The sequence below is a fragment of the Kosakonia sp. N21 genome, assembly GCF_050587465.1.
Taxonomy (GTDB): Bacteria; Pseudomonadota; Gammaproteobacteria; order Enterobacterales; family Enterobacteriaceae.
On sequence record NZ_JBOBHR010000004.1, the window covers coordinates 518739 to 530996 of the forward strand.

General features: G+C 57.5%; 11 protein-coding genes. 7 read left to right on the forward strand and 4 right to left on the reverse strand.

Features of this window, described 5'->3' with window-relative positions; genetic code table 11:
• The first annotated feature begins 66 nt into the window (after positions 1-66).
• The gene (locus tag ACQ3G7_RS12660; protein ID WP_430890053.1) at positions 67-1134 is read left to right on the forward strand and encodes a tartrate dehydrogenase; all 1068 of its coding nucleotides are present in this window, start codon (positions 67-69) and stop codon (positions 1132-1134) included.
• A gap of 95 nt (positions 1135-1229) precedes the next feature.
• Positions 1230-2171 (forward strand): alpha/beta hydrolase, encoded by a 942-nt coding sequence (locus ACQ3G7_RS12665; RefSeq protein WP_430890054.1) that lies wholly within the window; start codon positions 1230-1232, stop codon positions 2169-2171.
• Positions 2172-2188: 17 nt separating this feature from the next.
• On the opposite strand, the gene ACQ3G7_RS12670 is transcribed toward ACQ3G7_RS12665, so the two are convergent.
• Both ACQ3G7_RS12670 and ACQ3G7_RS12675 read right to left on the reverse strand, forming a co-directional pair.
• Complete coding sequence (locus ACQ3G7_RS12670; protein ID WP_430890055.1) at positions 2189-2761, reverse strand: flavin reductase family protein; 573 nt, start codon at positions 2759-2761, stop codon at positions 2189-2191.
• A gap of 5 nt (positions 2762-2766) precedes the next feature.
• Positions 2767-4560 (reverse strand): diguanylate cyclase, encoded by a 1794-nt coding sequence (locus ACQ3G7_RS12675; protein WP_430890056.1) that lies wholly within the window; start codon positions 4558-4560, stop codon positions 2767-2769.
• Between the two features lie 237 nt (positions 4561-4797).
• On the opposite strand from ACQ3G7_RS12675, the gene ACQ3G7_RS12680 reads away from it, so the two are divergent.
• The 4 genes from ACQ3G7_RS12680 to nhoA all read left to right on the forward strand — a co-directional run bounded on the left by ACQ3G7_RS12680 (position 4798) and on the right by nhoA (position 9086).
• Positions 4798-5499, forward strand: coding sequence for an ABC transporter ATP-binding protein (locus ACQ3G7_RS12680; protein WP_430890057.1), 702 nt, complete (start codon positions 4798-4800; stop codon positions 5497-5499).
• A complete protein-coding gene (locus tag ACQ3G7_RS12685; protein ID WP_263096548.1) occupies positions 5496-6464 on the forward strand; it encodes an ABC transporter substrate-binding protein in 969 nt (322 codons plus the stop codon). The genes ACQ3G7_RS12680 and ACQ3G7_RS12685 overlap by 4 nt, the downstream gene beginning before the upstream one ends.
• Positions 6465-6524: 60 nt before the next feature.
• Positions 6525-8168 carry an ABC transporter permease gene (locus tag ACQ3G7_RS12690; RefSeq protein WP_430890138.1) on the forward strand — a complete coding sequence of 548 codons (1644 nt, stop codon included), beginning with the start codon at positions 6525-6527 and terminating at the stop codon, positions 8166-8168.
• Positions 8169-8243: 75 nt separating this feature from the next.
• Positions 8244-9086, forward strand: coding sequence for an N-hydroxyarylamine O-acetyltransferase (gene nhoA, locus ACQ3G7_RS12695; protein WP_430890058.1), 843 nt, complete (start codon positions 8244-8246; stop codon positions 9084-9086).
• Here nhoA and ACQ3G7_RS12700 read toward each other — a convergent pair.
• On the reverse strand, positions 9083-9658 hold the full coding sequence (locus ACQ3G7_RS12700; RefSeq protein ID WP_430890059.1) for a TetR family transcriptional regulator: 576 nt from the start codon (positions 9656-9658) through the stop codon (positions 9083-9085). The genes nhoA and ACQ3G7_RS12700 overlap by 4 nt on opposite strands.
• 119 nt (positions 9659-9777) lie before the next feature.
• Here ACQ3G7_RS12700 and ACQ3G7_RS12705 point away from each other — a divergent pair, with 119 nt between their 5' ends.
• Positions 9778-11265, forward strand: coding sequence for an MFS transporter (locus tag ACQ3G7_RS12705; protein WP_430890060.1), 1488 nt, complete (start codon positions 9778-9780; stop codon positions 11263-11265).
• A gap of 42 nt (positions 11266-11307) precedes the next feature.
• Here ACQ3G7_RS12705 and yddG read toward each other — a convergent pair whose 3' ends face one another.
• Positions 11308-12192 (reverse strand): aromatic amino acid DMT transporter YddG, encoded by an 885-nt coding sequence (yddG, locus tag ACQ3G7_RS12710; protein ID WP_430890061.1) that lies wholly within the window; start codon positions 12190-12192, stop codon positions 11308-11310.
• Between the last annotated feature and the right edge of the window lie 66 nt (positions 12193-12258).

Consider the following 12258-nt stretch of genomic DNA (forward strand, 5'->3'; position numbering starts at 1 on the left):
CCGTGCCGCTGAAAGCCCCGGGGATCTCTGCATACTCGTCATAACACCAATGACAAGGAGATACCCATGAAAACGTACGCAATCGCCGCCATTCCCGCAGATGGCATTGGCCCGGAAGTGATCTCTGCTGGCGTGGAGGTGCTGCACGCACTGGCAAAACGGCAGGGCAACATTGAATTTGCCGTTCACACTTTTGAATGGGGTTCGGAATATTACAAAACCCATGGCGTGATGATGCCGGAAGACGGTCTCGCGCAACTGAAAAAATTTGATGCCATCTACTTTGGCGCGGTTGGCGCGCCGGATGTCGCGGATCACATCACGCTCTGGGGGTTACGCTTACCGATCTGCCAGGGTTTTGATCAATATGCCAACGTGCGTCCCACCAAAATCCTGCCGGGTATTCAGTCGCCACTGCGCCATGCCAAACCGGGGACGCTGGATTGGGTGATCGTGCGCGAAAACTCTGAAGGTGAATACTCCGGCCACGGCGGGCGGGCGCACAAAGGTTTACCGGAAGAGGTGGGTACCGAAGTGGCTATCTTTACCCGCACCGGGGTTACACGCATTATGCGTTACGCCTTTAAACTGGCGCAGTCCCGTCCGCGCAAACGGCTTACCGTTGTCACCAAGTCCAATGCCCAGCGTCACGGCATGGTGATGTGGGACGAAATCGCGCAGGAGGTGGCGCAGGAATTTCCGGATGTGCACTGGGATAAAATGCTGGTTGACGCAATGACCGTCCGCATGACCCTGCACCCGCAAACGCTGGATACCATCGTCGCGACCAACCTGCATGCCGATATTCTTTCTGACCTGGCGGGTGCGCTGGCGGGCAGTCTGGGTGTTGCGCCTACCGCAAATATCGACCCGGAGCGGCGTTTCCCGTCGATGTTTGAACCGATCCACGGTTCCGCGTTTGATATCACCGGCAAGGGGATCGCTAACCCGGTCGCCAGTTTCTGGACCGCCGCGCAAATGCTGGAACACCTGGGCGAAGCCGGGGCAGCGCAGCGGCTGATGGCGGCGGTAGAGCAGGTGAGCGCCGAAGGGATCATGACGCCGGATGTGGGCGGCACCGCCACGACGCATGACGTCACTGCTGCGGTGATTCGCGCCATCGCCGCAAGCTGATCATTTCAATAATAGTGAAACCCCGTTTTGTGCAGTAGTTCGGGTTTCCCGCACGGGGTAAATGATAAACAGGCATTTTCGCTATGGAGATGCCTATGTCCTATAAACCTCAGTTACTTGCCATCACCTTGCTGCTGACCTCGCAGGTGGCGCTCGCCGCGCAAACCACATTCCCTGTCTGGCCATCCGGCGATGCGCCCGGCGCGAAAAACAGCCCGGTCAGCTTTACCTTAACCGAACGCAGCAAAGATCCGGCGTTGCCGGATCGCGCTGTCACCGGAATCCGCGCTCCACAAGTGACCGTTTACCTGCCGAAAAAACCCAACGGAGTTGCGCTGCTGGTGACGCCCGGCGGATCGTATAAACGCGTAGTGCTGGACAAAGAAGGCAGCGATTTAGCCCAACCCTTTAACGACCGGGGCTATACCTTGTTTGTGATGACATACAGGATGCCGGAAGACGGGCATGCGGAAGGGGCTAATGCGCCGCTGGCAGATGCGCAAAGAGCGCTACGAACCCTGCGAGCGCGCGCGGGCGAATGGAAGATAAACCCGCAGCACATTGGCGTGATGGGCTTTTCCGCCGGTGGACATGTCGCCGCCAGCCTTGAAACCCGTTACGACGAAGCCGTTTATGCACCTGTGGATGCCATCGATCGGCAAAGCGCACGCCCGGACTTTGTCGTGCTGGGCTATCCGGTGATTTCCATGGACGCGGCGATTGCCCATGCGGGATCGCGTAAGGCACTGATTGGCGATACACCGACAGCCGAACAGATTAAGCATTACTCGCCGGAGCTGAATGTTACGGCGCAAACGCCGCCGACCTTTTTACTGCACGCGGTCGACGATCCTTCCGTGCCAGTCGCGAACTCGCTGGTGATGTTTAACGCCCTGCATGCGCACAACGTGCAGACAGAGCTGCATCTGTTCAGCCACGGTCAGCACGGTTTTGGCATTCGCGGTGTGAAAAACCAGCCTGCCGCCCTCTGGCCAGAACTGGCAATGAACTGGATAGCTGCACTGCCCGAGAAGTAACCACGTCGTGGGGAACATTATTCACCAGCGGTAATACGCTTGCCGCTGGTGACGAACGTGCCGCCACCAAGGTGATGGATCGTATTGAGCTTGTCGTCATCAAACTGCCAGCGCCCGTTAATAAAGGCGCGATCATCCGCCGCCGCCGACACCACTTCGCCAAACAGCGTGTCGTACTTCTCCTGCGCGGCGGTGGGCGGCAGCAAGCGACACTCCATCCAGGCCAGACATTTTTCTTCAATCACCGGCAGGCCGAGTACCGGCCCGGCAAACGCCGGGATGCCGTAGCAGTTAAATTTATCTTCATCACGCCCGGTCACGCTGCCAACGGCATAACTCCAGTTTGTCGCCGCGACGCCCGGCACCACAATGCCAAACATGCCGCTACGTTCAATCAGCTCACGTGACCAGGTGCTTTTGTCCACCACAATGGCAATACGCGGTGGAGAGAATTCCACCGGCATTGACCATGCCGCCGCCATCACATTGCGGCGGTCGATCTGCTCATCACGACTGGTAATTAAAATGGTCGGGCCGTGGTTCAGCAAACGGCTGGCATGCTCCAGTGCCACGGGGCGAAAATGACTCATCACGGTTACTCCGTTCGGTGGTTATCAGCATTGCGGGCGACAACAATTTGCCCGCGTCCTTGTTCTTTGGCGAGATAGAGCGCCAGATCCGCGGCCCGCACCAGGTTATCCGCCCTGGCATGGCGCGGCCAGGTCGCCAGCCCGATGGAAACCGAAACCGGGCCAATATCCTGCGATTCGTACAGCATCAGATGGTTCAACACCGTATCCAGCAGCGTTTGTGCAACGCTCATGGCCTGCGACTCATTGGTATCCGGCAGGATCAGCAGAAACTCTTCACCTCCGTAACGGAAGGCGAGCCCTTTGTCATCCAGCACATCGGTAATCAAATGTGAGAGTTCGCGCAAAACCTTATCTCCCGCTTCATGCCCGTGCAGGTCATTGAGTCTCTTGAAGTAATCGACATCCACCATCAGGCAGCTCAGCATCGTGCCTTCAACCATTGCCTGATCGATCATACTGCGCAGCGTCTCATCCAGACTGTGGCGGTTACGCAGCCCGGTTAGCGAGTCGAAGGTCGCTTTTTCGGTCAGCGTATCGCGCAGGATCTGGTTGGCTAACGCCAGCGCCAGCGTTTCCGCTAACAATTCCAGATAGATATACGGCGGCTCTTTATCCGGCGTGTAGTTATCGAAAGTCAGCAGACCAATGCTCTTATTCTGCGCGTTCAGCGGCACACAAATCGCCCGTGGCGCAATCTCCGGCGAAATATGTTCGCAGGGCATATCCACCGCGTCTTTACTGGGGCTGTGCAATTGCCCGCGTTTCAGCGCCCAGCAACTGTCGGGTGAAAAGGCCGGATCCTCGCCCGGCGGCAATCCCCAGCGCGCGGCACATTTCATCCGTCCGGTGCGTTTATCGAGAAGATACAAACGACCGCCCATATCCGGAATGATCCGCGGTGCGAAACGGCTGACGACTTTGATGATCGCGCTGTGGGAGTCGCAGCCCTGCAAGCGCTGCGTCATGCGCGCCAGTAGCGTCCGCGTTCCCCATTCCGCATCGCGCTCCTGCTCCAGACGCTGGCGGGCCAGACCGTTTTCACGAAATACGCGAATCGCCTGCGCCATATCGCCAATTTCATCCACCTGCGCCAGCACTGGCGCTTCCACGGCGTAATCCTGCGTCGCCAGGCGGTTAACCACATCGCTCAGCGTGACCACCGGGCGCAGAATGCGATGTTTGATAATAAAACCAAGGACAAAGAGAAACAGGACCGCCGTCAAACCGACCATGATTTCCGACAGTGTACGCAAACGTAACGACCGCTCAGTGGCTTCATTAATGGCTGTTTGGGTACGTTGATCGGCGAGGCTGCGAAAATGGGCGAAACGGTAATCCGTTTCCGAAAGACGCTCTTCATAGTTCGCGCTAAACAGCAAATCCATGGCCTCACTGACTTTACCGGCCTCCATATTGGCAATGGCGATGCGTTGTTCATCTTCAAGCTGATCCAGCGTCGAAATGCCATCGCGCAATATCAGGATCTCGGCATCGGACGCGCCATTATCGTGCAGCGCGATCAGGCGGTTCTCCAGCTCCACGTCCTGCTCTTCGCGGGTTTTCCAGCTCTGTATCGTTTCAGGTTGCTTTTTTATCACCGCATCGCGCGCCAGGTCGGTGAGGGCGTACGCTTCTTTTTCCAGATCATCGGTGAGTGAATCGAAAACACGGTTTTGCGCCACAGCGGCGCGTTCTTCGCGCTCCGCACTGGACGCCAGAAATAACGCCACGCCGGATGTCAGCGTTAAGACCACCGTGGCGACATAAGCAAAATTAGTGATCGTTGCTATACGCACGCGATATCGCCTTTTTATGGGTAAAGAGAGGTATGCCTATCATTTTAGACATTCTGTTAAAAATCAACGCGCAATATTCACGTCATTTCTTCGTCATATTCCCTGCCTATAGTCAGCCGCATCAAATCCCAAAGAGGATAACATGATGTTTGCTCCCCTGACGTTTGTGCAGGTGGATGCGTCCTGTGGGCTGCGGCTCATGGGTCAGGCACGGCTTCCCGCTGTGGGAGCCTGCTGATGGATGCATTCACCGATATCCGCCTTAAAGGTGTCTCCTACGCGTTCGGCGCACACACCGTTCTCAATCACATCGACTTGCATATTCAACCCGGTAGCGTCGTTGCGTTGCTTGGGCCTTCCGGCTGCGGCAAAAGTACGCTGTTGCGACTGCTGGCCGGGCTGGCTGAACCCGCGTCCGGCGAGATCTGGTTTGGCGATCGCCTGGTGGCGAAAGCAGGCTGGTCGTTACCGCCTGAAGCGCGCGACATTGGCATGGTCTTTCAGGATTACGCCCTGTGGCCACATATGAGCGTGGCGCAAAACGTCGCCTTTCCGTTGAAGATGCGCAATGTTCCGCGCGCAGAGCGTGAGCAACGCGTAATGCAGGCGCTGGAAAGAGTCGGGCTGGCGGCATTTGCCGGGCGTAAACCCGCAGGGTTGTCCGGCGGGCAACAGCAGCGCGTCGCGCTGGCGCGCGCCATTGTCGCCGAACCCCGTGTGTTGCTGTTTGATGAGCCGCTCTCCAACCTCGACAGCGCACTGCGCGAATCCTTATGCCATGAGATGGCGCAATTGCTGCGCCAAATCGGCACCACTGCCGTGTACGTCACCCACGATCGCCGGGAAGCGGAATGGCTTGCCGACCGCATTGTGCACCTCGCCGCTGGCAATGTTGAATCTGAACGCACCGTTACATCATCCTCAGGGGAAATTGCATGAAAGCCATACTGTCCGTCAAAAAAGGAGTCGCTTTAGCCATGGTGTTGTCATCCATGATGATGTCCAGTGCGCATGCGCTGACCGTCTATACCGCAGGCCCCGGGTCGCTGGCGAAAAGCCTTGCCAGCGGTTTTGAACAGAAGACCGGGGTGAAGGTTAATATTTTCCAGGCCACCACCGGCAAAGTGATGGCGAGACTGGAAGCGGAACAGGCCAATCCGCAGGCGGACATTTTGATCTCCGCCTCCTGGGACACCGCAGAAGATCTGCATAACCGGGGCTGGTTGCTGCCGTTTAGCAGTGCGAACGCCGCGAAAGTGCCCGAGACGCTGAAAAGTGCGGACTATATTGCGCAAGGCGTTTCCGCGCTGGGCATTGTGTGGAACAGCAAAAGCGGCACCCCGGAACCGAAAGAGTGGCAGGATCTGACCACCGCCGATTTTAAAGATAAAGTCACCACGCCGGATCCGGCGCTCTCCGGCGCGTCGCTGGATCTACTGATTGGCCTGCAAAACGGCATGGGTGAGAAAGCCTGGCAGTTGTTCGACGCCCTGAAACAAAACGGCATGGTGGTGAGCGGTCCGAACGCGCAGGCCGTAACGCCGGTGATGCAAGGCGCGAAAGCGGCGGTGTTTGGCGCGGTGGATTACGTCACCTACGGCAATATTGCGCAGGGTGAATCGCTGAAAGTGATCTTCCCGGCCAGCGGCACGGTCATTGCGCCACGCCCGATGATGATCCTCAAAACCACGCAGCATGCGGATGACGCCAAAGCATTCGTGGACTATGTGCTGTCGCCGGAGGGGCAGAAAATGGTTGCCGATGCCTGGCTAATGCCTGCCCGTACCGATGTTGAAGCGAAACGCCCGCTGTTTACCGAACTGAAGGTGCTGCCGACACAAAGCGGCGGTGCCAGCGAACGCGGCGAGGTGCTGAAGCGCTTTAATGCACTGTTTGCGCAGTAATCCCATTCTCATTTCGGCGGGGGTAACCCCGCTTTCAGGATCGCCGCTGTGAACCAGAAAATGATTGCGCGGGTGACGATGGCGCTACTGGCGCTGTTGGTGGCGTTACCGTTGCTGTTTATTGTGTTGCAGGCTGTTTTCCCGCATTTCAGTGCGGGAACATTCAACGATGCGTTCGCTGGAGTGCCTGCGCTGCTGGCGGAACCGCAACTGCCCGCCATGTTCAGCGGTACGCTGCACATTGCCACCGGGGTTGCGCTACTCAGCATGCTGATTGGCCTGCCGCTCGGCATCGTGCGGGGGTTATTCGATGTGCCGTGGCCAAAACTGTGGGATCTGCTGTTTTTGATCCCGTTCCTCACGCCGCCCTATATTGCCGCCTTGTCATGGATGCTGATCCTGCAAACGCAGGGATATCTGATGCAGCTTACCGGCCTTGACCTGAATAATCTGCTGTTCAGCAAAAGCGGGATTGTGCTGGTGATGACGCTGAATATTTTCCCGGTGGTCTATTTTGCCGTGTCACGCAGCCTGCTCGCCAGCGGGCAACGCCTCGCGCAGGTGGCGCGCGTGCACGGTGCGACGCCATGGCGAGCATTTTGCCATATCACATTGCCGCTGTTGTCTCCCGCACTGGCTGCCGGGATGCTGCTGGCGTTTACCCTTGCGGTGGAAGAGTACGGCGTTCCCGCCGCACTGGGGACGCGTGCCGGCGTGGTGATGCTGACGGTGGGAATTGAAGAGAAGCTGGCTGACTGGCCCATCGACATGCCGGGTGCCGCGCTGCTCTCCGTCGTGCTGATCGCCATCGCGCTGGGCGGATGGTGGCTGCAACGCAAACTCACCGGCGACAGCGACGTCACCAGCGTCTCGGGTAAACCCACGGAACACGTGGGCGCACGGCTCGGTCTGGCAGGCATTCCGGTCGTCATTATCATGGCGCTGGTCGGCTTAATTGCGGTGGTGTTGCCAGGATTGTCGATGGCAATCACCGGATTCAGTTCGACACTCTCGGCTGGCCTGTCGCTCGATAATTTGACGGTGAAACATTTTGCCGCGCTGTTCGCCGAACGGGGCGATGCGCTTTGGGCGCTTGGCACCAGTCTGTCGCTGGCGCTGGCGGCGGCGCTGTTCACCGGTTTGCTGGGGCTGTGCATTGCCTGGCTGGTGGTATTACAGAAGATAAAAGGGCGCGCAATCATCGATGCGCTCTCGCTGATGCCCGCGGCGCTGCCGGGGGTTGTGGTCGGGGTGGGACTGATCCTGATGTGGAACCGTGCGTTCTGGCCGGTTTCCCCTTACAACACGTGGGTAATTTTGCTGCTCTCCTATTGCTGCCTGCTGCTGCCCTGGCCGGTGCGCTATATCAGTAGCGCTATGCGTCAGCTCGGCGGCAATCTTGAGCCTGCGGCACGGGTGCACGGCGCCAGCGCCTTGCAGGCACTGCGCCTGATCGTGCTCCCACTGGTCTTTCCGGCCATGCTGGCGGCCATGTTAATGGTGTTTGCCATTGCTTCCCGCGAACTGGTCACCTCACTGTTACTGGCCCCCGCCGGAACACAAACGGTCGCGGTGTTTATCTGGCGGCAGTTTGAACAGGGTTCGGTGGGTCAGGGGATGGCCATGGCGACACTGACGTTGATCACCGGGTTGCTGTTAATGCTCACGGCGCTGGGTCTGCTGCAACGCAGCACAAAGCGATAAATGCAGGGCACAAAATCGCCGGTGCAGGAAAAAAAATGCGTTATAACAAAGGGACATCTTTCATAAGGAGCCTGTATGACCCCTTTTTTGACCGCTTATCTGGCCCGTATTGGCTGGAACCATATCCCGGATGTGTCGCTGGAGACGTTACGGGCGTTACATCTGCATCACAACGGCGCGATTCCCTTTGAAAACCTCGATGTGGTCTTACCGCGCGAAATCGAACTCAGCGATGAGGCGATCTTCCAAAAACTGGTGGTTGCACGCCGCGGCGGCTACTGTTTTGAACAAAACGGATTATTTGAACGCGCACTGAAAGAGGTGGGCTTCGAGGTGCGCAGCTTGCTGGGGAGGGTCGTTATCTCCAACCCGCCGCAAATGCCGCCGCGCACCCACCGCATTTTGCTGGTTCAGCTTGCGGGGGAGCCGTGGATCGCCGATGTGGGATTTGGCGGGCAAACACTGACCGCGCCGATCAGACTGCTCGCGGATATTGAACAGATCACACCACATGGTGTGTACCGTTTACAGCGCGCCGGAGACGACTGGGTGTTGCAGTTCCGTCACCATGAGCGCTGGCAATCCATGTACCAGTTTGAAATGGGGCAGCAATACCAGGCGGATTTTGTGATGGGGAATTTTCACTCCGCCCACTGGCCGGCGTCGCATTTTCGCCACCATTTACTGATGTGCCGCCATTTGCCGGACGGGGTCAAACTGACGCTCACCAACTTCCACTTTACCCACTGGCGACAGGGCCACGTACAGGAGGAAAGGGTGCTGACCAACGTGGCTGCACTGTATGAAACCCTGCAAACCCGTTTTGGTCTGGGTGTGGACGATGCACAGCACGGTTTTAGCCTGCAAGAGCTGGAGACGGTGATGTCGCGTTTCGAACTGCACGGTGTACAGGCTTAGCACAGCTCTTTTGTGATCATCACCGCCAGATGGCGATTGAAGGCTGCTTCATCGACATCTGGCATTCCCAGCATACAAATGCCATCCATCCCGCAGACAAAGGCAATGAGCCGCCATGCGATATCGTGCGCCGCATCGCCGCCGGTAAACTCGCCTGCAGCCCGGCCTTTGTCGATCAGTTCCACGACTTTGGCGCACCACATTTCCATGGTCAGCAGATAAGCGCCTTTGATTTCCGGTTCTTTACCGGCCAGCACCAGCGCTTCGCGCCACAGGCGCACATAGGGTTCCAGCCCGCCGTCATCACTACCGAGCATGGAATGCAATTGATCGCGCCACGGTGCCGTCACGGGCACCACTTCCACATTGAGCAGGGCGTCGATCAGCCGGATAAACGCCTGCGCTTTAAGTTCATTCGCCGAGGCGAAATGGTGGTGAACCTGACCCGTCGCCACAGCGGCTTCCTGAGCGATACGCCGTACGGTCATGGCGGCAAACCCGTCTGCCAGCGCCACACGCATAGCGGCCTGTAAGATCACCTCCCGGCGATCGTCACGATGTAAATAACGCATAAAAACTCCCCTCAACAGAGACGAAACCGAGTGTAACAAAAAGCTGGACATGCGTTCAACTTTACGTAGGATCGGCATGCTGGACGCATGTCCAGGATTGATAAAACGCGGAGTGTTGTATGTTTCGTCAGTGGTTAACGTTGGTCATTATTGTGTTGGTGTATATTCCGGTCGCTATTGATGCGACGGTATTGCACGTCGCTGCGCCTACACTCAGCACCGTACTGAACGCCAGCGGTAATGAACTGTTATGGATAATTGATATTTACTCGCTGGTGATGGCGGGCATGGTGCTGCCAATGGGCGCACTGGGTGACAGAATCGGTTTTAAACGTCTATTACTGATTGGCAGCGGCCTGTTCGCTACGGCTTCGCTGCTGGCGGCTTTCGCCACCAGTGCCAGCTGGCTTATCGCCACACGTTCGCTGTTGGCTATAGGGGCGGCGATGATTGTGCCGGCAACGCTTGCCGGGATCCGCACCACGTTCTCGCAGGCGCGTCACCGTAACACTGCGCTGGGTGTGTGGGCGGCGGTTGGCTCCGGCGGGGCCGCGTTTGGGCCGTTAGTCGGGGGCATGCTGCTGGAGCACTTTTACTGGGGCTCCGTATTCCTGATCAACGTGCCGATCGTACTGGTGGTGATGGCGCTGACTGCCCGCTTTGTACCGCGCCAGCAAGGGCGTAAAGAACAGCCGTTAAACCTGAACCAGGCGCTGGGGTTGATTGTGGCAATCCTGCTGCTGGTCTGGAGCGCCAAAAGCGCCATGAAAGGGGCCTTGCCGCTGTGGCTTATCGCCAGCACGTTGCTGGTCGGCGGTCTGTTGCTGGCGACGTTTGTCCGTCTGCAGTTAGCGGCAAAAACACCGATGATCGATATGCGCCTGTTTACCCATCCGGTGATTTTAAGTGGTGTCGTGATGGCGATGACGGCGATGATCACACTGGTTGGTTTTGAGCTATTGATGGCGCAAGAGCTGCAATTTGTGCACGGTTTCACGCCGTTTGCCGCCGGGGTATTTATGTTGCCGGTGATGCTGTCCAGTGGGTTTAGCGGGCCAATTGCGGGCATTCTGGTGTCCAGACTGGGACTGAGGCGGGTTGCGACGGGCGGAATGGCGTTAAGCGCATGCAGTTTTCTCGGTCTGTCAGTTACCCATTTCTCCACGCAGCCATGGCAGGCTGGCATATTGATGGCACTGCTGGGGTTCAGCGCCGCCAGCGCATTGCTGGCGTCAACCGCGGCTATCATGGCTGTCGCGCCAAAAGAGAAAGCGGCAGCGGCGGGCGCGATTGAAACCATGTCCTACGAGCTGGGCGCCGGGCTGGGGATTGCGGTGTTTGGCCTGATTTTAAGCCGCAGCTTTGCCCATTCGATCCAGTTACCAGCGGGGCTGAGCAGCCACGAAGCGGCGCAGGCGTCTTCCTCGATTGGTGAGGCGTTCCGCCTGGCGCAGGAGAGCAACACAGGGCTGGCACAGGAGATTATTGCTGCCGCAAAAACGGCGTTTATCAGTTCCCACAGCGTGGCACTGAGCACAGCAGGTGTGTTGTTGATCGTGCTGGCAGTGGGGATCTGGTTCAGTCTGGCAAAAGCGGAACAGCAGTAACGATGAAGGCGCAGGGCTTAACCTGCGCCCGCAGACGCCGGGTTAAGCCACCTGACGGGTCGACCACCAACAGAGCAACGACCCGGCACACACCATTAACGCGCCTTGCCAGAATGAGAAGGAGAGCGGGGCGCTTAAAACAAACGCCGCCAGCGCCGAAGAGAGCACCGGCGTAAAATACGACGCCGCCGCCAGTACGGTCACGTTGCCGTGCAAAATACCAATATTCCACGACGCATAACCAAAACCGAGCGCGATGCCGGTCATCACTAATTTCATCACCACCGGCAGCGTAAAGAGCATTGCGGGTTGCGGCGTCAGAGCAAATTTTACCCACAGGGTTGCTGCCGTCAGTAAAACAAACAGCGTAATGCCATTCGCCCCGTTGGCATATTTCGTGGTTACCGTACAGTAAATCGCCCAAATAAATGCCCCGGCGAAGGCCAGTGCGTAACTGAGCGGGTTGGAAATAATATTGCGTTGGATATCGGCAATATTCAGACCGCTATCACCGCCTAATACCCAGCACACGCCAACCAGGGCCAGTAATAAACCGGGGACGACTAACAGCGTGGATTTTTGCCCGTTAAATAATATCGCGCAGACAATCGTCAGGCTCGGCCATAAATAATTGACCATCCCCACTTCAATTGCCTGCTGGCGCGTATCCGCGTACCCCAGCGAGAGCGCGAGGCACAACTCATAGCTGACAAACAAAACGCTACCGGCAATAAGGTAATGGCGGGGTATCGCGCGCAGGCGTGGAAAACCCACCGTAAAAATTAACAACAACCCGCTGATGCTGTAGATCATGGCCGCGCCGCCCACCGGGCCGAGTCCTTCGCTGACTGCCCGAATAAAGCCGACCATCGTGCTCCATAATAATACCGCCAGTAAACCAATTAGCGTTGCGCGTTTTTTCGTCATCACTGCACTTATATTGTCCGTAACAAAACCTCACCTTATAACACAGTTAATTGCGCACACGCGAAT